The organism is Ruegeria sp. BJ6, assembly GCF_056537885.1.
The window spans coordinates 79,447-102,052 of sequence record NZ_JBQFSG010000001.1 but is presented as its reverse complement, the minus strand read 5'-3'; the positions used below and the strand labels follow the sequence as shown (position 1 = coordinate 102,052).

Sequence of the window (22,606 nt, the reverse complement as noted above, 5' to 3'; positions counted from 1 at the left end):
AAGTCTCTGATTAATATAAAGATTTGCACCATCCCGGCGAATCTGATCCGAACACCCGCTAACAGGATGAATTCTTTTTCATTTTTCAGGTTCTAGCGGCTTTTTCGGCCGACAAGGCAGGAAAAATTACGCCACGGAATCAACCGGGTACCAAGATTTCATGCGCGCGCGAAACCACGTGCGTTGTCGTTTTGCGAACTGTCGTGTCGCAATCGTTGCCTTTTCCCGGGCCTCATCCAACGTCAGAGTGCCGTCCAGATGAGCCACCAGCTCGGGTACGCCAATTGCCCTGCAGGATGGCAATGACGGATCGTACCGGTCCCGCATTGCCGCGACTTCGTCCAGTGCGCCTTGTTCAAGCATATGATCGAAGCGGCGCGTTATGCGATCCAGCAGCCAGTCCTTTTGCACGTCGAATACCAGTGGCACAGCATCCGCCAGCCGCAATGTGGGCGGAGGAGTATCGGCCTGCCATTCGGCAATCGACCGCCCCGTTGCGCGCTGAACTTCCCAAGCGCGCTGAACGCGAACACGATTTAGCGTGTCGATGCCCTTCGCGGTAATCGGGTCAATTCCGGCAAGCAAATCGGCATGTGTCATCGAATCGGCTTCGGCCCGAACCTCGGGCGGGGTTGCCGGAATGTCGGCCATCCCTTCGGTCAGCGCCGTGAAATACAGCCCCGTCCCACCAACGATGATCGGCCTCCGGTCGCCGGATAGCAGCGGCACCACCTCGCGCAGCCAGTGGCCAGTGGAATAGGTCTGATCGAACGGAACGTGTCCATATAACAGATGTGGCGCCCGCGCTTCCTCATCCACCGGGGGTCGGGCGGTGATGACCCGCCAGCAATCATAGACCTGACTTGCATCAGCATTCACGATAACCCCGCCAAACCGCTCGGCTATTTCCAGCGCCAGCGCGGATTTCCCGGATGCGGTCGGACCGGCAATCAGCACCGGTTTTCCATCCGCAATCTCTGGAAGCCGTTCCAAAAGCCGCGTCGCAGAGTTCTCAGCCATATGTGATTGCCTTATTCCCAACCATCCGCATTGAACCCACGGGGCTTTTGCTTCATTTTGCGCCGGAAATTAACCCCGTGCCAGCCCGGAGCGCAACATGAGCCTTTCCTCGACCATCGAAAACACGGAAATCCCCAAACCCAAGTACAGCCGCGTCATGCTCAAGATTTCGGGCGAAGCGCTGATGGGGGATCAGGGATTCGGGCTACACCCCCCAACCGTCCAGCGGATCGCGAAAGAGGTGAAGTCGGTGCACGATCTGGGCGTCGAGATTTGCATGGTGATCGGCGGCGGCAACATCTTTCGCGGCCTCAGCGGTTCGGCGCAGGGGATGGAGAGGACAACCGCGGACTATATGGGCATGCTGGCAACGGTCATGAATGCGCTGGGGATGCAATCGGCGCTGGAAGAGGTCGGCGTATTCACCCGCGTCATCTCGGCCATTCGTATGGATGAGGTCTGCGAGCCCTACATCCGCCGCCGCGCCGTTCGTCACCTTGAAAAGAAACGGGTCTGCATCTTTGCAGCCGGAACCGGAAACCCGTATTTCACCACCGACACCGCCGCGACCCTGCGCGCCAACGAAATGGCGTGCGAGGCGATCTTTATGGGCAAAAACGGCGTTGACGGCATTTACGACAAAGATCCCAAAACCAACGATGACGCAGTGCGCTATGATACGGTGTCTTATGACGATGTTCTTGCCAAAAGGCTCAAGGTCATGGACGCCTCGGCCATTGCGCTGGCGCGTGACAACAACCTGCCGTTGATCGTTTTCGGGCTGGACGAACCCGGCGGGTTCCGGGGCATTCTGGCCGGTGAAGGCACCTATACCAAGGTTCAGGGGTAATCTCGAAAATCCGTAATTCGGGAAAAGGCCGGGCAATTAGCCCGGCCTTTTTGGTTTGATTCACCTGAATCGTCAGAGGCTTCAGTTCGCAGTGTCTTTCTCGAACTTTCCATGTGGCTCCGGGTCGGAACCTGATGACGTTTTTGTGCAAAATGTCGTTTTCCGCTATCATCCTGTCTTGCCGGGAGAGCCCCGAAAAATTGCATTCCTTGAGAAGATGAATGTTCATTGGAGAGGAAGAGACAATGTCTGAAAGTACAGAAACCGACTATGAAGTCGGGCAGGACAATGTCCAGATATTAGGTCTGGATGTCCACAATCCGGTTTTCGCAGTATCGGGACTGACAATCGTAGCCTTCGTGTTCTTCTCGCTCGTGTTCCGCGAGCAGGCGAGCGAATTTTTCGGTTGGCTGCGGCCCGCTTTGACCAGCAACTTCGACTGGGTTTTCATGATTGCCGCGAACATCTTTGTCGTGTTTTCGCTGCTGCTGATCGTTACTCCATACGGTTCAATCCGTCTTGGTGGTGACGACGCAAAACCCGATTACAGCTATGCGGGCTGGTTCTCGATGCTGTTTGCTGCCGGGATGGGAATTGGTTTAGTGTTCTGGGGGGTCGCCGAACCTATTTCACATTACGGCGCGTCCCTGGGCGGCGTCGCAACGGGCGAGGATGGCGTGCGCACTGACTGGGCGCCGCTGGGTGCAGGGCTGGAAGATCCCGAAGCCTCAAAGAAACTGGCCATGGCAGCCACCATTTTCCACTGGGGTATGCACCCTTGGGCGGTTTATGCCGTGGTCGCACTTGCGCTGGCGTTCTTCAGCTTTAACCGTGGATTGCCGCTGACCATGCGCTCGGTCTTTTATCCGCTGTTCGGCGAGGCGACATGGGGCCCTCTGGGGCACATCATTGACGTGCTGGCGGTGTTTGCCACCATCTTTGGTCTCGCAACCTCTCTGGGTCTGGGTGCGACACAGGCGCTGGCCGGTCTGAACTATCTGTTCGACGTGCCGATCACTGACGGGATGAAAGTGTTGCTGATCGTGCTGATCACGGCCTTTGCGCTTGTTTCGGTAATCGCCGGTCTGGACAAGGGCGTCAAACGTCTGTCCGAGGCCAACATGATCCTGGCCGCAGCCCTGTTGCTTCTGGTTCTGATCGTTGGTCCGACACTGGCCATCCTGACTGGCTTTTTCGACAGCATGATCGAATATGTCATCGCACTGCCGACTTTGGCCAACTGGGTCGGGCGTGAGGACACCAACTTTCTACAGGGTTGGACCACGTTCTACTGGGCGTGGTGGATTTCCTGGTCACCGTTCGTCGGCATGTTCATCGCCCGCATTTCTCGCGGTCGTACCGTGCGCGAATTCGTCACCTGCGTCATCCTGATCCCGACCGTTGTCGGCGCACTGTGGATGAGCGTCTTTGGCGGCGCGGCGCTGGATCAGGTCATGTCCGGTTCGGGTCAGGCGCTTTCGGATGCCGCACTTGAACTGAAAATGTTCAAGATGTTCGAAGCGTTCCCGATGACGGGCCTGCTGTCCTTTGTCGGTATCATTCTGGTCGTCGTCTTCTTCGTGACCAGTTCCGACTCCGGCTCGCTGGTGATCGATACCATCACCGCAGGCGGCAAGACCGATGCACCCACCGCGCAGCGCGTGTTCTGGTGCATTCTGGAAGGTGCCATCGCCATCGTTCTGTTGCTTGGCGGCGGTCTGGGTGCGCTTCAGGCTGCGGCCATCGCCACGGGCTTTCCCTTTGCGATCGTTCTGGTTCTGATGTGCGTATCCATTTTCATCGGCCTTGCGAACGAGCGTCGCCGCCGTTGATCGCCGGATAATCTGACAACTAAAGCCCCGGTACTTTGCCGGGGCTTTTTCTTTGCAGATCAATGCCTCAATTCTGGTCCGCGCTGCGGTGGCAATGTTGGCGCCGCTGAAACAGGGCGCGTCTTTGAGCCGCGAAAATTTGGCTTGAAGAGACGGCGGTGATCCATCACTTCTGCTGAAAGCTCTGCCGCAGTTCCGAATACGACCGGACCAAGGGCAGGCGGCCCCCGCGCTGCGGCATAAGTTGAGGAGAATCGAGTGATGACTGCACTGGACATCGATTTTGTAAGAGCTCAGTTTCCGGCGTTTTCCGAACCGGATTTGCAAGGGCAGGCGTTTTTTGAAAATGCCGGCGGCTCCTACACCTGCAAGCCAGTGATCGACCGGCTGAACCGGTTCTACACTCAGCGCAAGGTCCAACCCTATGCCCCGTATACCGCAAGTCAGCTAGGCGGGCAGGAAATGGACGAGGCGCGGCATCGCATGGCCGCAATTCTGGGGGTCGAGAGTGACGAGCTGAGCTTTGGTCCCTCAACAACGCAGAACGCCTATGTTCTTGCGCAGGCCTTTCGTCAGTGGATGAAGCCCGGCGAAGCCATCGTAGTGACCAATCAGGACCACGAGGCAAACTCGGGCCCCTGGCGGCGGCTGGCCGATGCCGGCATCGAGATTCGGGAATGGCATATCGACCCGGATACCGGATCGCTGAACCCGCAGGATTTGGAAAACCTGCTGGACCAAAAGGTTCGGCTGGTCTGTTTCCCGCACTGTTCGAATGTGGTGGGTGAGATCAATCCGGTCACGGAAATCACCGCCATCGCCCACGCCGCAGGGGCGTTTGTTTGTGTCGATGGTGTCTCTTATGCTCCTCACGGGTTTCCGAATGTCGGTGACCTTGGGCCGGATATCTATCTGTTTTCGTCATACAAGACCTATGGCCCCCATCAGGGCTGCATGGTCATTCGGCGAACGCTGGGTGAGATGCTTCCGAACCAGGCACATTTCTTCAACGCTGATGTGCTCTACAAACGCTTTACGCCTGCCGGGCCGGACCACGCCCAAATTGCCGCAAGCGCCGGAATGGCGGATTACGTAGAACTGCTCTGCGACCACCACGGCGGGCCGTCCTCGGATGAGGCTGCTCAGGGCGAATTCGTTCATGACCTGATGCGTGCCCACGAAGTTGAATTGCTGCAGCCCCTTCTGGATGCCGTGAAAGACAGGAACGCCGTACGCTTGATCGGGCCGTCCGATGCATCGAAACGTGCCCCGACTGTTGCCCTGTCGCTGAATGGTGCGGCTGAACCGGTTGCCGCCGAACTGGCAAAATACGGCATCATGGCCGGCGGTGGAGATTTCTATGCCATCCGCCCGCTTCAGGCGATGGGGATCGAACCTGACAAGGGTGTTCTGCGCCTCAGCTTCACGCACTACACCTCACGGACGGAAATCGATCAGCTGCTCGACGCGCTGGATCGCGTTTTGTAGGCCGCTCTCCAAATCCCGGGCCATCCGGGAACGAGCCTGGCGTTCCGGTTTCCGGTCGACGAATGCCCAAACGGGATTAGATAAAATAGGACAGTCCCGGATGGTCCGGGGCCGAATAACTCTTGTGTCCTGCCCGGTGACAAACTCCGGGCTTGCACCGCTCACAATCGGCGCTTTTGGCCCCAAAAACTCCGGTAACGAACTGAAAACTTGCCAGAAACGGAATCTCGGCCTAGCCTGACTGAGACGCCGCAAAGGGGAGAGCGGATGGTTCATACATCGACAGAAGGGCAGGAAAATCTTCCAAGATACTTTGCCCAGGTTATGACTATGCTGCGCCAGATGGAGGCCGGCCGGTTGGATATCGCGTTGCCCGATGGTCGGGTGTTCCGGTCCGAGGGCGCGCAACCCGGTCCCGTAGCGCGAATTGACGTGCACGATCCGGATGTATTCGCGCGCCTGATCCGCGAGGGCGATCTTGGGTTTTCGGACGCCTACCTCGAGGGCGAATGGAGCACCCCGGATCTGCGCGCCTTCATGGATCTGATACAACGAAGCGGAGACGCGGTTTACGATGACTTCACAGGGAGCTTTCTGATCCGCGCCTACGAACGTCTCAGGTTCTGGCTCCACAGTAACCACAGGGCGCAGGCCAAAAGGAATATTTCCTACCATTACGATCTGGGGAATGATTTCTACTCACTCTGGCTGGATGACACGATGACTTACTCCAGCGCAATTTTCGAAACCGGACAGGAAAGTCTGGAAAAGGCGCAAACGGCCAAATACGCCAGTCTGGTTGATGAGATGGAGGCCAAGCCCGGTGACCACATTCTGGAAATCGGCTGCGGCTGGGGCGGGTTCGCGGAATATGCCGCAAAGGAACGTGGTTTACGGGTGACAGGGCTGACCATCAGTCAGGAACAGTTTAACTACGCTTCCCAAAGGATTGAAAAAGCAGGTTTATCTGATCGTGTACAGTTCAAGCTTCAGGATTATCGCGACGAGCGGGGGCAATATGACGGGATCGCCTCGATCGAGATGTTCGAGGCGGTTGGGCAAAAATACTGGCCCGTCTATTTCGAAACGGTGCGCGACCGGCTCAAGCCTGATGCAAAGGCGACCCTTCAGATAATCACCGTCGCCGACAAACGGTGGGAGGTGTACCGGAACGGCGTTGATTTCATTCAGAAATATATCTTTCCTGGTGGTATGCTTCCGGCGCCCCGGGTCCTGCGGCAACAAATCAGTCAGGCCGGTCTGCACCTCGTCCGGTCCAAGGAGTTCGGCAAAAGCTATGATCTGACCCTGCGCCGCTGGTACGACACATTCAACGAGAAGTGGGACCAGATCTCGGACATGGGCTTTGATGAGCGTTTTCGCCGCATGTGGAATTTTTATTTGACGGCGTGCGGCGCAGCCTTTGACACCGGCAATTGCGATGTGACACAGATCACTATTGCAAGACCCAGATAGGAACCGGACGCCCAATATGCCTACAGCTTCCCGCCTCGTTGCTGCCGTTTGTCTGGCGGTATTGGCCTTTTTCGTGTCAGGGCAGATCATCGACCACACGCCCGATGAAAGGGATTTCGGCTATTTCACCCCGGCCAATATTGCAATCGGGTTCATCTGCGGATGGGTGGTAATGGGCAAACGCGCAGGTCGCGGGATAACACCAGCCATCAACAACGGACTGACGGGTGCGGCCTCCATGGTGTTCTGGGGCCTGTTTTCGCAGGGCACTTACGAGATGTTCCGCCTTGCCATGCGCCATCGTTATGACGGTCCGTTCGAGGCAGTACTGGCCATCTTCAAGATCGGCATAAACTATGCCTACGAATTTCTGCTTCATCCGCAAATCATCTGGACCCTGCTGATCGGTGCCGTATTGTCCGGCCTGCTGACCGAAATGGCATCGCGCCGCTGGCGATAAGCGGAACCCGATCAAAGAAAGTCTGAACATTTGTCCGATCTGTTTTTCTACGGAACGTTGCGCTACGTGCCGCTGCTTGAGCTTGTGCTGGGACGCCTCGCGTCCGAAATCGACCTGTCGCCCGCTGTGCTGCTCGATCATGCAGCCCACGCGGTGCAGGGTCAGATGTTTCCCATGATCATGAAACAGCCCGGCGAACAGGCCGAGGGCGTGCTTGTCCGGGGTCTGAGCGAGGATGATATTCAGCGGCTTGTCTTTTACGAAGGCGGCTTCGATTACGATCTGGAACCAAAACCTGTGGAATTGCCCGATGGAAGTTCCGCAATGGCGCAGGTGTTTTTCCCTGAACCCGGTCTATGGCGGCCGGGATCGCTTTGGTCGTTGAACAGATGGGTGGAAGAGTGGGGTGAGATCACCCTGAATGCGGCCGAGGAAGTCATGGCCTATTTCGGGCATGTGGATGCAAAACGGATCGCACGCAGTTTCCCGGCGATCCGTAACCGGGCCTGGGCACGTGTCGCCGCCCGGCAGCGGGGGCAGGCGGGTCAGCGCGATGTCAGCAAGGATGTGGTCGTGCACCGTCACACGCGCGCCTATATCGATTATTTCGGTATGGAAGAGATGGAGCTGCAGCACCGCAAGCTGGACGGCAGCATGAGCGAGGTCCTGAGCCGAAATGGTCTGATGCAGGGCAGCGCCGTTGTCGTTCTGCCCTATGATCCGGTGCGGGATTCCGTGCTGTTGGTCGAACAGTTTCGGCCTCCGGTCTATATGATCGGCGACCCCGAGCCTTGGATGTGGGAACCCGTGGCGGGCATGATTGACCCTGGAGAATCGCCCGAAGCCGCCGCCCGCCGCGAAACGCTGGAAGAGGCACATGTGCAACTGGATGCGCTGAAACCCGCGGGCAGGGCCTATTCCTCCAGCGGCTCGTCCACCGAATACGTCTATCTCTTTGTCGGGCTGGGAGATCTGGATAAAACCATCGACAATGGCGGGCTTGCCACTGAAGGAGAGGATATTCGCAGCCGCATCTTGCCATATCACGAATTCATGGCGCTTGTGGATGCGGACCGCTTCAAGGACCTGCCGCTTCTTACACTGGCGAACTGGCTTGCACGACACCGTGACAGGCTTCGGCTGAATTGACCGTATCCCCGCTTGAGCTTGCCGCGGGGCGCCTGTACATCTGACCAGCATATTGAATTCATGAGGGCACCATGCGCATTGCACGAGATCTGGCGGACGCCGTTGGCAAAACACCTCTGATCCGGCTGCGCCGTGTCAGTGAAGAAACCGGTTGTGAAATTCTGGGCAAGGCCGAGTTCATGAACCCGGGCCAGTCTGTCAAAGACCGCGCCGCGCTTTACATCATCCGTGACGCCGTGGCGCGCGGCGACCTGAAGCCCGGCGGAACCATTGTCGAAGGCACCGCAGGCAACACCGGCATCGGTCTTGCGCTGGTCGGGGCGTCGATGGGGTTCAAAACCGTGATCGTGATTCCGGAAACCCAGTCGGAAGAGAAAAAGGACATGTTGCGGCTGGCTGGCGCGCAGCTGGTGCAGGTGCCGGCGGCACCCTACCGCAACCCCAATAACTTCGTTCACTATTCCCGCCGTCTGGCCGAAGAACTTGCGCAGACTGAACCGAACGGTGCGATCTGGGCCAACCAGTTCGACAATGTGGCCAACCGTCAGGCCCATGTCGAAACCACCGGCCCAGAAATCTGGGAACAGACAGATGGCAAAGTGGATGGCTTTGTCAGCGCCGTGGGGTCCGGGGGCACTCTGGCGGGCGTTGCCGAGGCATTGCAGCCCAAGGGCGTCAAGATCGCCCTGGCCGACCCGATGGGCGCGGCGCTCTATTCCTACTACACAACCGGTGAACTGGCGATGGAGGGGGGCTCGATCGCCGAAGGCATCGGTCAGGTACGCATCACCAAGAACCTCGAGGGGTTCACACCGGACTTTTCCTATCAGGTCACAGATAACGAGGCGCTGCCGTACATCTTTGACCTGCTGCGTGACGAAGGGCTGGTCATGGGCGGTTCGACCGCGATCAATATCGCTGGGGCAGTGCGCCTGGCCAAGGACCTGGGGCCGGGCCATACCATCGTTACCATCCTTTGTGATTTTGGCACCCGCTATCAGTCCAAGCTGTTCAACCCGAACTTCCTGCGTGAAAAAGATCTTCCCGTTCCCGACTGGATGACCGAAGCACCGCGCAGCATTCCGGGTGTGTTCGAGGACGTGTGATGTTCAGGCCCATCCGCCTGTATCTGACCATCTTGACGCTCTTTCTGATGGGGCTGGGCGGCCTTGCGTCGGCCCAGCTGTCAGAACAGCAAACTGAATATTATCAGAACTGGGTCAAAACCGCGGACCGGGCCGAAGCGGTGGTGAATGCTGATCGCGCATCCAATGCCGCGATGGAGAAATTGCGTTCTGAAATAAGTAATTACCGCGATATCTTCAACAAGGCGCGTACAGCAAATACCGAGCGCATACAAACCCTTGAAAGTCAGCTCAAGGCGCTGGGACCCAAGCCCGAGGACGGCTCGGAAGACCCGCCTGACATCGCTCGATTGCGCGAACATCTGGACGAGCAGCTGAACCAGTTGCGGGTGCCCCGCATAATCTCGGAGGAGGCTTATAATCGCGCCAACGGCCTGATCAATGAGATCGATCGCATTATCCGGGACCGGCAAACGAAGACCTTGCTTGAACGCGGCCCGTCTCCGGTAAACCCGCTTTATTGGCGGGGTGCGTGGACAGATGTTCAGGAAGCCGTTCGTGCCCTTGTCAACGAAACAGTCAAGAATCTGAAAACCGACGTGGCCGCCGAGCGGATGCAAGAGCGCGCGCCCGCAATTATTGCATTGATTCTGGTGGCCACGGTTTTGTTGGTGTTCGGGAAAAGATGGTCCGAACGGGGCGGCGATTTCCTGCGCCGGCTGGGCGGACGGGGCACCGGTGTCTGGGCCTTTGTCATCTCGCTGTTTCGCATCATCCTGCCGTGGCTGGGCGTGGTCGCCTTGACGGCGGCGGTGTCGCTGACCGGTGTGCTGGGTTTGCGCGGCACGTTGCTGTTGCAGCAGGTTCCGTACTGGGCGGCAATTATCCTGTACTTTGATTGGATCGGCCGACAGATTTTCGTGATGGGCGCGGCCTATAACTTCAAAAGGCTCAGCGCTCGTCAGATCTCGGAGTTGCGGGTTTATATGGATCTGCTCGCGGTCATGCTGGTTCTGCATGATATGGTCATACAGTTCGAGCAGATCGAGAATATTTCTGACGCAACCCGCGCAGTGGTCGGGTTTCCAATCATAGTGATAACGGCTCTGCTGCTGCTGCGCGTGCGCCGGGTGCGTCAGGTCGATAAAACGGCAACCGAGACAGACCAGGAGGCACCTTCGCGCACTGCCGGTTTCAGCCAGATGATCGAGGTTTTCCGCCGGTTGATGCTGTTGCTCGGAATTGCGTCGCCAATTCTGGCCATGATCGGGTATTCCAACGCTGCCGAAGCTATCGTTTATCCGGCGGTCAAAACTCTGGCGCTGATTGCCGCGTTTTTCATCCTGCAGCGTTTCATCAGCTCGGTTTACGGCTGGATAACAGGGCAGGGCGAGGCCGCGCGGGATTCGCTGTTTTCCGTGCTTGTTGGCTTTGCTCTTGCATTCCTGTCCTTACCGGTCCTCGCCATTTATTGGGGCGCACGGGAAACCGATCTGATCGAGGCATGGAAACGCCTTCTACAGGGGTTCGACATTGGCGGCGTAACCATTTCGCCCACCAATTTCCTGACGTTCATCGCGGTATTCCTGATCGGATATTCGCTGACCCGTCTGTTGCAGGGTGGGTTGCGCAACTCTTTGTTGCCAAAGACCAGCATCGATCCGGGTGGACAGAACGCCATCGTATCGGGCACGGGATATGTCGGGATTTTTCTGGCCGCCCTTGTGGCGATCACTATCGCCGGGTTTGATCTGTCCTCGCTTGCCATTGTCGCTGGTGCGCTGTCAGTCGGGATCGGCTTTGGGCTTCAGACCATCGTGTCCAACTTTGTGTCGGGTATCATCCTGCTGGTGGAGCGCCCGATCTCCAAAGGGGACTGGATCGATGTGAACGGAATGATGGGCTATGTCCGTGACATCTCGGTCCGTTCCACGCGCATCGAGACATTCGACCGTTCCGATGTCATCGTGCCCAACTCGGACCTGATCAGCGGTGTGGTTACGAACTATACCCGCGGCAATACCGTGGGGCGGGTGATCGTGCCGGTTGGTGTCGCCTACGGGACTGATACGCGCAAGGTCGAAACCATCCTTGGCGAGATCGCGAACGCGCATCCTATGGTTCTGGCCAACCCGGCGCCCAGCGTTGTGTTTCAGGGGTTTGGAGCGGATTCACTGGATTTTGAAATCCGGGCGATCCTGCGGGATGTGAACTGGGTGCTTTCGGTCAAATCCGACATGAACCACGAGATAAATCGCCGCTTTGTCGAAGAGGGCATCGAAATTCCATTCGCTCAGCGCGATATCTGGCTGCGCAACCCTGAAACGCTGCACCCGCACCCTCAGGCGCAGGGACCGGTCAAGCCTGTTGACGATTCTGAACCAAAGCAAAGCGAACCAACCCGTGCAAGCAGGTCCCCTATCGAAATGACAGAGGGTGACATGGATACCGGAGGCGGTGATGAGTACTAAGATGCTATTTCGTGATGACGCCTATCTGCGTCAGGCCGATGGCGTTGTTCTGGCCCTGACTGCGGACGGCGGTATCATTCTGGATCAGTGCCTGTTCTACCCCACGGGTGGCGGCCAGCCCGGTGATCAGGGTCGTCTGGATTGGGATGGCGGATCGCTTGAGGTCAAAACCACGATCAAAGGGGACGAGGGCACTGTAGTACTCGTCCCGGAAGAAGGCAGCGAATTGCCGCCCGTTGGTATGAGTGTCCGCCAAAGTCTCGATTGGGACCAGCGGTTCGGAAACATGCGCGTTCACACGGCGCTGCATCTTCTATCGGTGGTTATCCCGCTGGAGGTGTCAGGAGGGTCCATCAGCCCGGTCAAGGGCAGGCTGGATTTCAACATGCCCGAAGCGCCGCAGGACAAGGATGCGCTACAGGCCCGATTGCAGGATCTGATCGACCGCGATCTTGGCGTGAGCGAAGAATGGATCACCGATGCGGAACTGGATGCCAATCCGGGATTGGTCAAGACCATGTCCGTGTCACCCCCGCGCGGCAGCGGTCGGGTGCGTCTGGTCAGAATCGGGCAGGGCGATGCGCAGGTCGATCTGCAACCATGTGGTGGGACGCATGTTGCCAGCACGGCAGAAATCGGGCGCATCCGTCTGGGAAAGATCGAGAAAAAAGGCAAACAGAACCGTCGGGTTTATTTGCATCTGGATGACTGAATTCGGCGCAAACGGGCCTTGCAAATCCTGTTGCGATGGTTCAAATACCCCGGCACGGAGAGGTGGCCGAGTGGTCGAAGGCGCACGCCTGGAAAGTGTGTAGGCGGGAAACCGTCTCCAGGGTTCGAATCCCTGTCTCTCCGCCATTCCCCCTAACGTGACACAGCGACTTGAAGCGGCCAAATGTCACCTATTGCAGGTCAGCGTTGCTGACAGCAGTGGAAATTTTACCCTTCAGCAACTATCTACGCGTCCAGTGAAATGACAGAGGGACAGCCTTGGCACCGGTTCGGGCGCTTGCGGGTTGGTACAATTCGGAACGTGGTGCTTTTGTAGATGTACAAAACAGAAGATCTGTGTTGAAACCCCCGTACCATACGGCGGCCAGGCGATACGATCCTTGCCCGGCTCCGAACTGAAAAGTATCTAACTTGAATGGGTTCCGGGTGGGCCTTAGGTCAGACAGGGCGTCCAGAAACTCTTGATGTGTATGGAAACAGGCTTTGCTTAACGCGAAAACAAAATTTCTCGACCAAATTGAAAGCTCAATTCTGTGGCGCCTGATGCGCGAAAGCCTGCCGTCGCAGAAAGTGCTTTACACCATTGCCGTAATAGCAATGGTTTTTGTCGCCGCAACGACAGCCGCAGTCGCCTATATTATGCGGGATGTCGTCGACTCGTTGTTTGAATCGGACAACCAGGCCAAGGTTTTCGGTGTTGCCTCGGCCGTATTCCTGATTTTTCTGGTCAAGGGCCTGTCCACCTATGTGCAGGTGGTCGCGCTGAGCCGCGCAGGCAACCGCATTGTGGCGCAGCAGCAGATCAAGTTGTATGACAAGCTTCTTCGTCAGGGGGTATCCTTTTTTAACCTGACGGAAAGCTCGGACCTGTTGATGAAAGTCACAATGTCGGCACAGGCCGCAAGACAGGTCGTTAACCTGATGGTCACGACCGTCGTCAGGGATTTTCTGACATTGATCGGCTTGTTGGCTGTTATGTTCTATCAGCAGCCTGTCCTTTCGCTGTTTTGTTTGGTCATCGGTCCTCTGGCGATATGGGGGGTGCGGGTCCTGTTGCGAAAGGTCAGGGAACTCGTTCATCAAGAAACGCAGTCGCTGGCCGAAATCATGAAGGTCATTCAGGAGACATCCAGAGGTATCCGGGTGATCAAAGCGTTTGCGTTGGAAGCACGCATGGCGAACCGAATGTTCAGTGCGGTGAAGCAGGTTGAAAAGCGTCAGAACACGATATCGCGCCTTGAAGCCGTGACCAGCCCACTGATGGATGTTTTGGCCGGGTTTGCGGTTGCTGCCGTCATCGCGCTGAGTGCTGCAAAACTGTTCGGCTCGGATGCATCGACGCCAGGTGAACTGATGTCGTTCGTGACCGCATTGATGATGGCCTATGAGCCTGCAAAACGCCTGTCGCGCGTTCGCGTTTCGCTGGAAGTCGGTTTGCGCCGTGTCCAGATGATGTTCACCCTGCTGGATCAGCCGGAAACACTTGCCGAAGACAAACACCCCAAGGTTCTGGCCGAAGGCCCGGGTGTGATCAGCTTCAGGGATGTGACTTTTGGCTACAGGGACGATGAGTTGATCCTGAAGAATTTGGACCTCGATTTCCCTGCCGGTAAGACCACGGCGCTGGTTGGTCCGTCGGGCGGGGGCAAATCGACAATCCTGAACCTTGCACTGCGCCTGTATGATCCGAATTCGGGTGAAGTACTCATTGATGGCAGCAGCATCAAGGGCGCAACGTTCGAGTCTTTGCGCAAGAAGATGTCATTTGTCGGACAGGACACGTTTTTGTTTTCGGCTTCGATTGCGGACAATATTCGTCTTGGGCGGGCCGACGCGACCGATGACGAGGTAATTGAAGCGGCAAAAGCCGCCAATGCCTATGATTTTATTATGGCGTTGCCCGAAGGCTTTGACACGCTTGTGGGCGAGGATGGGTCCTTTTTGTCCGGTGGACAAAAACAGCGACTGTCCATTTCAAGGGCCCTTCTGCGGGACAGCCCGATCTTGCTGCTGGACGAACCGACCAGCGCATTGGATTCCCGATCCGAACACCTTGTTCAGGAGGCTCTCAGAAGGTTGACCAAAGACCGGACGACGATCATCATCGCGCACCGTTTGTCCACTGTTCTGGATGCGGACCAGATCGTTGTGATTGACAGCGGTTCGGTTGCCGAGATCGGTACCGCCAAGGAACTGCTGGACCGACCCGGGCAGTTCCGGAACCTGTATGAGCAACAGTACAAACATGCGCTGGTCTCCGGAGAAAGTTAGGATGCTGCGTGCCTGTTATGTTGGCCGGACATCAAAGGAATATGTCTGTAATCTGGCAGGCGCGGGTTTCTAGCACCCAGAAGAAAGAACGCCGATGACCGACGTTTTCTATATCAATCTGGATCGCGTACCTGCCCGCAGATCGTTTATGGAGGGGCAGTTTGCCAGAGTCGGAATTTCAGGCGCCACAAGGGTCAGCGCTACTGATGCTAGCCTTCCCGGCGCGTTGGAGGGCAACGGCTATGTACCGGGAACTGGTAGCCGTTGGGGCCTGACACCCAGCGAAATCGCGTGTTTCGAGAGCCACAAGAAGGTCTGGCAGCAGGCAGTTGAGCAGGGTTTGCCCTCCATCGCGGTGTTCGAGGACGACGTAGAGTTTTCGCAACGTTCTGCCGAGTGTATCGGGAATATTCTGGCCACGCCTCAACACTATGATCTGGTGAAATTTGACTATTCGCCGCGCGCGCTTCGGTTCGGTCCTGAGCGCGATATCAACGGTGTCAATGTTCGGCCTTTGCTTGAAATGGCACCTAGCGCGGCGGCCTATGCATTGTCTCTGGAAGGGTGCAGAAAGTTGCTTGCGTGGTCAGACAGGTATTCAGATCATCTTGATGATTTTGTACTCATGCCGCGATCCGGATGGAAAATGTATCAGTGTTTTCCAGCTGTCGGGGTTCAGGTGATCTGGTCCAAGTCGCAAGAGAATTCCGGGGCGTCTGTAAAAACAAGCGAACGGACGCAGGACAAAACGATCAATAGCGGCCTTGATAAAGGTCCGCTTTGGTTTCGCGCACGCCGCGAATTGATTGCAGCCGGTCGGAAATTGCGTTGGCGATCTGGTGGTGAGGCTGGCTTGCTCAGACAGGGCGGATTCAGTGGGTTTATTCCGGTCGCTGCGGACCTGAAAGTCTGAGAATTGCGCTAGAAAGCACGTCGAAAAATACCGAAGAGTTCTTACGGCCCCAGAGCCACTGCCATTGATTTGTTCAAAAAAGTTAACAAACCGGGCATTATGATCTAACCTTTGACTATGATTGGCTAATGCAAAGGTAGTTTGTGGGTTATGAGCCAGACGATTTATGAAAAGTATGGCGGGTTTAAAACGATAAGTCGGATCGTCATGGCATTCTACGAAATGGCATTGGATTCTGATCAGATCGGCGAGTATTTTACGGACATCGACCTGCCGCGCCTGATCGACCACCAGACAAAATTTGTGTCATCATTGGTTGGCGGACCGGCCTCGTTCAGTGACGAGAGGATCGAAGCCGTCCACCGTCATCTGAATATCTCGCATGCCGATTTTGACGAAATGGCGGAACTGTTCGCAGAGGTTCTGTCAGGTCACGGTATGTCAGATGCAGATGTGAAGGTGGCGATGGCAGCGATCGAAGAAAAACGCTCGATCATCGTCGCCAGAGATGCGGCATGAGCATTTCTGCAATCAACGAGCACCTTTTGCGGGCCATTGGCGTAGGCGTTGCGGTGGTACGGGCGTCGGATTTCAGCTTTGTCTTTCACAACGAGCCATTTGGAGAGTGGTTTGGCGTGCCTGAAAGTGGTCAGACGCTGAAAGACATATTGCCTGATCTGGACCCGGTAGAGTTGGACAAGGTTCGCGATGCGGGTCTGCGATACTCGGCTGAGCTGCATATCAAGCCAAAGCGGCGAACGCTGATCTTTGCCACGACAATTTCAATGGCGAACTCACTGGATGAGAAAATTCTGGTGGTTGAATGCCAGAACATCACGCGCATCCGTGAACTGGAAAGCATGATTGACAGCTATTCGACCATGGTCGAACGCAACACGCGGGAGCTGGAGCGTGAAAAGGAGAGGGTGGAGCGGCTGTTACTGAACCTGATGCCGCGGTCGGTATACGAGGAATTCAAGACATTCGGTGTCGTTACCCCCCAGTTGTATGAGCAGGTTTCGGTGGTCATGCTGGATTTCGTGAACTTCACCGACTTCGCCGCCCGGACGGACCCAACCATCACGCTGAGCGAGTTGAACGACATATTCACGGCCTTCGACCGCATCGTCGAGCAATTCGGTTGTGAACGGATCAAAACGATCGGTGACGCCTATCTGGCGGTATCGGGGATGCCCGATGCCACGCCTGATCACGCAACGGCTGTGGCGCACTGTGCTGTACGTTTCCTGCGATACCTTGAAAGGCGCAACGAAAGCCATCCGAACAAATGGCAGGCCCGGATCGGATTGGGGACGGGTGCGGCGGTCGGGTCGGTCGTTGGTATTCAGAAATACGTCTATGACGTTTTCGGACCTGCGGTGAACATGGCCTCGCGTTTACAGGTCTTTGCAAATCCGATGAAAATCGTCGCTCCGGAAGAAATGAAATTCGCCCTGATCGATGAATTTCAGGTGGCTGATCTGGGGGCGGTGGATATCAAGGGTATGGGTGAGATGGACCTGATCAGTGTCACGTCCAGTCTGCGATCTCCGCAGCCCAGCGGATGGATCTGATCGCTCAAATCTACTGTTTCATTCGTCGTGGGGTATCAGCCCCAGTCCGCGAAGGTATATGCCGATGCCGGTCTCCAGCAGGTCTTCCGGAGGAAACGGGGAGCTGGCACCGGTATTGCGGGCGTAAAGTTCCACAACACCGTGGCTCATCGCCCAGATATGTGCGCTGAACATCGAGGCCGGCGGGCGTTGTTCCGGTGGGATATGTTCAGAAAGATCAGCTGCCGCTTTCTCCAAAACACTCTTTGCCCTGTTGGCCGCGGCGGCCAGTTCGGGCGTTCGGTTGACAGATATGCCGCTTTCGAACATCGCGATATAGTGGCCTGGATGCTTGCGCGCAAAAGCCAGGTAGGCGCGGCCCGTCGCCTCGAACGCGGCCAGGGCTGAGGGCTGGCCCTTGTCATAGGCGAACTGCATCAGATCAGCGAACATTTCGAACCCCTGACGCGCCGCTTCTGCAATCAGATCTTCGCGCCCGTGAAAATGCCGATAGACGGCTGCCGGTGTAACGCCGGCGGTTTTGGCCGCTTCGGACAGGGTGAAACCGGTTGGGCCCTTTTCCTCGATCAGCCTTAACGCGGCGTCGATCAGGGCCTGTTTGAGGTTTCCGTGATGATAGCCGCGTTTAGGCATCCCAGATATCAGGGCCTCCGCAGATTTTGGTATCTGTCTTGCCCACGGCGTTTTCGTCTTTTTCGTCGTAGTCCAACGCATTCAGAACGGTACGGATCGCGGCCAGTCTGGCGCGTTTCTTGTCATCTGACCGAATGACCGTCCACGGGCATATATCGGAATGGGTTCTGGTCAGCGTTTCGGAAATCGACTGAGTGTATTCGTCCCACTTGCCCAACCCGGCAATGTCGATGGGGCTGAGTTTCCATTGTTTCAACGGGTCGGTTTCCCGTTTGAGAAAGCGATTCAGCTGTTCGGCGCGACCCACGTTCAGCCAGAATTTGAATAGCTGGACGCCATCGTTTACCAATCCCGTCTCCAGCGGCATGACCTGTCGGAAAAAGCGTTCACGTTCCTCGGCTTCGCAAAAGCCAAAAACGTTTTCAACGACGCCGCGATTGTACCAACTGCGGTCAAAGAACACGATCTCACCACCCGAGGGCAGGTGAGAGACATAGCGCTGAAAATACCATTGGCTCCGCTCGGCATCCGAGGGCTTGGCCAGTGCAACCACACGTGCGCCACGTGGATTCAGGTTTTCGCGGAACCTTTTGATTGTACCGCCTTTTCCGGCGGCGTCCCGGCCTTCAAAGACGATTGCGATACGCTGGCCGGTCTCCTTCACCCATGATTGCAGTTTGACCAGTTCAATCTGCAGCGATTCCATCTGGTCGTCATACTCTTTGCCTTTCATCCGTTCGTCATACGGATAGGTGGGGTTGAGGATGTCGCCCTTGTCCGAACCTTCAATGGCCGTGCGAATCTCTTTCGGTGCGTCTTTGGAGAAGTACTCCTGAATCGAACCTTTTTTTGATCGCGCCATATGATGCCTCGTAATGAATCCGGTACGTTACTATGGAATGTGAATCCCGTTAACGCAAACCCGCACGTTCTGCAGCGCGTTCGATTGCTGCGGCAACTTCGTCCGCCGCGACGACCTGAGGCATGTGGCCGATTCCGTCCAACTGGATCAGCTCCGCGCCGGGGATTTCCTGGGCAAGCCGTTCTGAATGTCTTGCAACGCCGACGGTTTCGTCAGCCGTGCCGTGAACGATTTCGGTTGGCACATTGATCTGGCCATAGAGTGGTTGCAACTCTTCAATTTCCTGTGCCAGATTCGCCCGTTGCAGCGCGTTGGAATGCATCGAGCCCCGGCGAAGCGTCAGACCTGGCCCGAAGTGATCGATATATCCTTCGGGCGTCTTCTGTGGGGCGAAAACTTCGTCCAGTGCGCTTTCGACAAACCAGTCGGGGACGAAGGCAGTAATCAGGGGAAGCGCGACAGCGCTGCCGACCGGATTTGACGCCATGCGATTGAAGTAATCCAGCGGTTCATCCCAAGGGTGCGAGGCTGGAGCGATAGGGACCAGCGCCGAAATGTGATCTGGCTGGCCGACAGCCCAAGCAAGCGCGACCGAACCACCATAGCTTTGCCCCGCAACGATCGGTTTGTCGGCACCGAGTTGCGCCGCTGCGCGTTGCAGGATGGCGGCCTGTTCCAATATGGATTCGCCGTTCGGGTCGAAACTTCCGGAATAGCCAAGCCCGGGGCGGTCGAAAACGATGACGCGGAAGTTCTCGGCCAGAATCGGCGCCAGGGCAAAGGTCATATCGCGCGTGTTTCCGCTGGACCCGTGGATCAGAACAACATCCGGACCTTCGCCCATCACAACCGCATGGACCGGTACGCCATCTACGTCCAGAATTTGCCCTTCCGGAGGAAACTGTGACTCTGCCGATGCCTCATGCCGCGCCGCCTTCCAGGCGGTGAGCATTGCCAGGCCTACGATCAGCAGACCCAGAGTTATGAGAACTTTAGTGGCCAATTTTGCTCATATCGAATGGGGTGGTCTGATAGATTTCGTTGATCCAGTTTCCATATAGAAGGTGCGCGTGGCTGCGCCAGCGATTTTGCGGCGTGTTGCCGGGGTTGTCATCCGGATAATAGTTGATTGGCACGTTGATTGGCGTCCCATTGGCCACGTCGCGGTCATATTCCTGCTTCAGCGTATCACTGTCGTATTCGAAGTGGTTGAATATATAGAGCGCGCGATGGGTCTTGTCCTGAACAAGACACGGGCCAACTTCTTCACTGCCAAGGAGTGTTTTGAGACCCGGCGCGACGTCAATCTCGGCCTGCTTCATCTCGGTCCAGCGGCTGACGGGAATAACACAGTCGTCGGAAAATCCGCGCAAGAATGGGGAAGAGGGTGCAAGGTTCAGGTGCCGGAAGCAGCCAAAGGCCTTTGCATCCAACATGTGTTTACGCACGCCGTGGAAGTGATTGATCATCGCCATTCCACCCCAGCACACACCGAATGTGGAATGGACGTTGGTTTGCGTCCAGTCAAACACCTGGCTGATTTCATCCCAATAGGTGACATCACCAAATTCAAGGTGCTCGATCGGGGCGCCGGTAATAATGAGACCGTCGAACTTTTCTTCCTTCACCTCCTGAAACGGGCGATAGAACTCTTCCATGTGTTCGGCGGCGGTATTTCTGGTTTGATGCTCAGTCATCCGGATCAGCGATAATTCGATCTGCAGAGGTGTCGCACCGATCAGACGGGCGAATTGGTTCTCCGTCTGAATTTTCTTGGGCATCAGATTCAAAAGGCCAATTCGCAGCGGCCGGATATCCTGCCGGGCGGCCTGATCGTCGGACATGACCATGACGCCTTCCTTTGTCAGGACGTCATAAGCGGGCAGGTCGGATGGGATTTTGATCGGCATTGGCTCGGGCTTTTGATGTAACGAATGAAATCGGGAACTTAGGGGCGGTCGGCCTGGGTCTCAAGTGTGTGTTCGATCAACTCATCGAAATCACCGGCATCGCGCACGTTGGAGATGTCATCGGCAGTCACCGTCACGCCCCAGTTTTGTGCCATCGCCTCGTATCGTGGCTGACGGTGGGCCAAGGCACGTGCATAAGTCCAGCGGATAAAGGCGTCAGGGTCGACGTCTGCCTCGGCACAGCCCTGCTGATCCAGATAGTCGTTCCAGACCCGGCCCAGAAATTCGGATTGGTAGGACATAGGTTTGGGGGCCTTGTCGAACCGGCGGACAAGTTCTTCGGTATGGGCGTCGTCGCCCTTGATCCAGATCATCAGAGTCTGCCGTGAAAGTTCGGAAAGAACCTTGTCGTTGGGGTCATCGGGGTTGACCCATTCGCAGATCGAACCTCCGGTGTCACAGATGAAATGAGGATAGCCGTACAGGCGTTCCGCGCGATCGACGAAGTACTCGGTGTCCAGCAGCGCATGAATTTCGGCCAGTCGGAACTGTTCCTGCCTGCGGCTGTACTCGGTCATTTCAAGTCCACCAAGGGCCGGGTTTCCCGGCTTGCCGAGATATGTGGAAACCGGTGTCAGGTTCTCAAACGATATGTTCGAGCCGATATAGATCGAGTCCGACAAAAGCAGATCGCGCAGAAACGGCACTTTCATGGCTTCGGCTTTGGCGTTGTCGGTGATGTATTCACCCATATAGCGCGTGCCGATCCGGTAATCGATCGAGTAGTGGAACCACTGGCCAGAGTCGCGCAGGATGTTCGAGACATAGGTTTTTCCAAGCCCGGACATTCCGAAGAAAAGCACTTTCTTCCGCGCCGCATTGCGCCATTCACCAGCCGAGCCGTAGATCATGTCCCGATGTCCCTTTTTCGCCCTTGCTAGAACGGGGACAAGGCGGCGTCAATTGCGCTGGCCCGATCTGTTCAGGATTACAAGGCCAACCGCAAGCAGCGCAAATCCTGCATAGGCCTGCGGCTGCAACGCTTCGTTCAGCATTACGGAACCAAGCAGAATTGCGACCGGCGGGATAATGAGCGTTACCAGCATCAGATTACCGCTGCCCGCCATCGCCAGAACCCGATAGTACAGCAGATAGGCACCTGCGGTTGCGAACAGCGAATAATAGGCAATCGCCCCCCATGTTTCGAGGGGCAGGGTCAGTGTGGGCACTCCGTCCAGATATATCGTGATTGGCAACAGACATAGCGTTGACGTCGTCAGCATCCCGGCAGCAGCAACTTGCGGAGAGAGGGAAGACAGGGTTTCGCGTGCCCAGGCCGCTGCAAGCGCGTAGGACACGGTGCCCGCGATCACCGCCATTTGGGCCGCGCTGCGCAGATCAAATTGAATCAAATTCCCAAGGCCGATGGCGGTGGCAACACCGAGAAAACCCAGCCCGACACCCAGAACCCGCCCTTTGGTCAGTTTTTCATCGGGAAACCAGATGGCAGCGACGACGATTCCGAAGATTGCCGTCATGGCATTCAGGATCGAGGTAAGGCCGCTTTCGATATACAATTGGCCCCATGCCATTAACGAAAACGGAATGACGTTGTTCAACAGTCCCATCACCAGAAACGCGCCCCAGATGCGGGGCGACAGGGGGACCTTCAACCGCATTACCCAGACTATCAGCCAAAGCGCCAGAATGGCCCAGAACGTTCGGTGCAAAACCGAGGTCATGACGGGAACGGTATCGAGTGCAATCCGGATTGCGACGAAAGATGCGCCCCAGATCACGCCTAACAGGATCAGTTCAAGCCATGCCTGCGATGAAAGTGTTTTTTGAGTAGTCATGATTGCTTTTGTGCATTTTTCGTT

At 56.5% G+C, this 22,606-nt stretch carries 20 protein-coding genes and 1 tRNA gene; 14 read left to right on the top strand and 7 right to left on the bottom strand.

Annotated features, from left to right (window positions below; all coding sequences use genetic code 11):
* Nucleotides 1–126 precede the first annotated feature (126 nt).
* A complete protein-coding gene (miaA, locus tag ACR0D6_RS00475; RefSeq protein WP_480764078.1) occupies nt 127–1,020 on the bottom strand; it encodes a tRNA (adenosine(37)-N6)-dimethylallyltransferase MiaA in 894 nt (297 codons plus the stop codon).
* A gap of 97 nt (nt 1,021–1,117) precedes the next feature.
* On the opposite strand from miaA, the gene pyrH reads away from it, so the two are divergent.
* The 14 genes from pyrH to ACR0D6_RS00405 all read left to right on the top strand — a co-directional run bounded on the left by pyrH (nt 1,118) and on the right by ACR0D6_RS00405 (nt 17,321).
* Nucleotides 1,118–1,870, top strand: a complete 753-nt coding sequence (gene pyrH / locus ACR0D6_RS00470) for a UMP kinase (RefSeq protein ID WP_170650221.1) — start codon at nt 1,118–1,120, stop codon at nt 1,868–1,870.
* A 245-nt stretch (nt 1,871–2,115) separates the two neighbouring features.
* Nucleotides 2,116–3,702, top strand: a complete 1,587-nt coding sequence (locus tag ACR0D6_RS00465; RefSeq protein WP_480764077.1) for a BCCT family transporter — start codon at nt 2,116–2,118, stop codon at nt 3,700–3,702.
* Between the two features lie 261 nt (nt 3,703–3,963).
* Nucleotides 3,964–5,190, top strand: a complete 1,227-nt coding sequence (locus tag ACR0D6_RS00460; RefSeq protein WP_480764076.1) for an aminotransferase class V-fold PLP-dependent enzyme — start codon at nt 3,964–3,966, stop codon at nt 5,188–5,190.
* 267 nt (nt 5,191–5,457) lie between these two features.
* Nucleotides 5,458–6,666, top strand: a complete 1,209-nt coding sequence (locus tag ACR0D6_RS00455) for an SAM-dependent methyltransferase (protein ID WP_170650215.1) — start codon at nt 5,458–5,460, stop codon at nt 6,664–6,666.
* A 16-nt stretch (nt 6,667–6,682) separates the two neighbouring features.
* The gene (locus ACR0D6_RS00450; RefSeq protein WP_480449281.1) at nt 6,683–7,126 is read left to right on the top strand and encodes a TrgA family protein; all 444 of its coding nucleotides are present in this window, start codon (nt 6,683–6,685) and stop codon (nt 7,124–7,126) included.
* A 30-nt stretch (nt 7,127–7,156) separates the two neighbouring features.
* Nucleotides 7,157–8,275, top strand: coding sequence for an NUDIX domain-containing protein (locus ACR0D6_RS00445; protein WP_480764075.1), 1,119 nt, complete (start codon nt 7,157–7,159; stop codon nt 8,273–8,275).
* Between the two features lie 71 nt (nt 8,276–8,346).
* Nucleotides 8,347–9,381: a cysteine synthase A gene (locus tag ACR0D6_RS00440; protein ID WP_480726483.1), complete on the top strand. Its 1,035-nt coding sequence runs from the start codon at nt 8,347–8,349 to the stop codon at nt 9,379–9,381.
* Nucleotides 9,381–11,831 carry a DUF3772 domain-containing protein gene (locus ACR0D6_RS00435; RefSeq protein ID WP_480764074.1) on the top strand — a complete coding sequence of 817 codons (2,451 nt, stop codon included), beginning with the start codon at nt 9,381–9,383 and terminating at the stop codon, nt 11,829–11,831. Before ACR0D6_RS00440 ends, ACR0D6_RS00435 begins: the two co-directional genes overlap by 1 nt.
* The gene (locus tag ACR0D6_RS00430; RefSeq protein WP_480764073.1) at nt 11,821–12,543 is read left to right on the top strand and encodes an alanyl-tRNA editing protein; all 723 of its coding nucleotides are present in this window, start codon (nt 11,821–11,823) and stop codon (nt 12,541–12,543) included. Before ACR0D6_RS00435 ends, ACR0D6_RS00430 begins: the two co-directional genes overlap by 11 nt.
* 56 nt (nt 12,544–12,599) lie before the next feature.
* Nucleotides 12,600–12,689, top strand: a tRNA-Ser gene (locus tag ACR0D6_RS00425).
* Nucleotides 12,690–13,106: 417 nt separating this feature from the next.
* Nucleotides 13,107–14,834, top strand: coding sequence for an ABC transporter ATP-binding protein (locus ACR0D6_RS00420; RefSeq protein ID WP_170650207.1), 1,728 nt, complete (start codon nt 13,107–13,109; stop codon nt 14,832–14,834).
* A 94-nt stretch (nt 14,835–14,928) separates the two neighbouring features.
* The gene (locus ACR0D6_RS00415; protein ID WP_480764072.1) at nt 14,929–15,747 is read left to right on the top strand and encodes a glycosyltransferase family 25 protein; all 819 of its coding nucleotides are present in this window, start codon (nt 14,929–14,931) and stop codon (nt 15,745–15,747) included.
* Nucleotides 15,748–15,897: 150 nt separating this feature from the next.
* The gene (locus ACR0D6_RS00410) at nt 15,898–16,266 is read left to right on the top strand and encodes a group I truncated hemoglobin (RefSeq protein ID WP_170650205.1); all 369 of its coding nucleotides are present in this window, start codon (nt 15,898–15,900) and stop codon (nt 16,264–16,266) included.
* Nucleotides 16,263–17,321 carry an adenylate/guanylate cyclase domain-containing protein gene (locus tag ACR0D6_RS00405; protein ID WP_480726475.1) on the top strand — a complete coding sequence of 353 codons (1,059 nt, stop codon included), beginning with the start codon at nt 16,263–16,265 and terminating at the stop codon, nt 17,319–17,321. Before ACR0D6_RS00410 ends, ACR0D6_RS00405 begins: the two co-directional genes overlap by 4 nt.
* Nucleotides 17,322–17,339: 18 nt before the next feature.
* On the opposite strand, the gene ACR0D6_RS00400 is transcribed toward ACR0D6_RS00405, so the two are convergent.
* From ACR0D6_RS00400 to ACR0D6_RS00375, 6 genes are read right to left on the bottom strand one after another with little or no spacing between them, the layout of a single operon-like run.
* On the bottom strand, nt 17,340–17,954 hold the full coding sequence (locus tag ACR0D6_RS00400) for a TetR/AcrR family transcriptional regulator (protein WP_170650202.1): 615 nt from the start codon (nt 17,952–17,954) through the stop codon (nt 17,340–17,342).
* Nucleotides 17,947–18,816: a polyphosphate kinase 2 gene (gene ppk2, locus ACR0D6_RS00395; protein ID WP_480764071.1), complete on the bottom strand. Its 870-nt coding sequence runs from the start codon at nt 18,814–18,816 to the stop codon at nt 17,947–17,949. The genes ACR0D6_RS00400 and ppk2 overlap by 8 nt, the downstream gene beginning before the upstream one ends.
* Before the next feature lie 49 nt (nt 18,817–18,865).
* Nucleotides 18,866–19,819, bottom strand: coding sequence for an alpha/beta fold hydrolase (locus ACR0D6_RS00390; protein WP_480764070.1), 954 nt, complete (start codon nt 19,817–19,819; stop codon nt 18,866–18,868).
* The gene (gene metA / locus ACR0D6_RS00385; protein ID WP_480726469.1) at nt 19,809–20,726 is read right to left on the bottom strand and encodes a homoserine O-acetyltransferase MetA; all 918 of its coding nucleotides are present in this window, start codon (nt 20,724–20,726) and stop codon (nt 19,809–19,811) included. Before metA ends, ACR0D6_RS00390 begins: the two co-directional genes overlap by 11 nt.
* A 38-nt stretch (nt 20,727–20,764) precedes the next feature.
* Complete coding sequence (locus tag ACR0D6_RS00380) at nt 20,765–21,637, bottom strand: ATPase (protein ID WP_480764069.1); 873 nt, start codon at nt 21,635–21,637, stop codon at nt 20,765–20,767.
* A gap of 48 nt (nt 21,638–21,685) precedes the next feature.
* Nucleotides 21,686–22,582 carry a DMT family transporter gene (locus tag ACR0D6_RS00375; RefSeq protein ID WP_480764068.1) on the bottom strand — a complete coding sequence of 299 codons (897 nt, stop codon included), beginning with the start codon at nt 22,580–22,582 and terminating at the stop codon, nt 21,686–21,688.
* Nucleotides 22,583–22,606 lie beyond the last annotated feature (24 nt).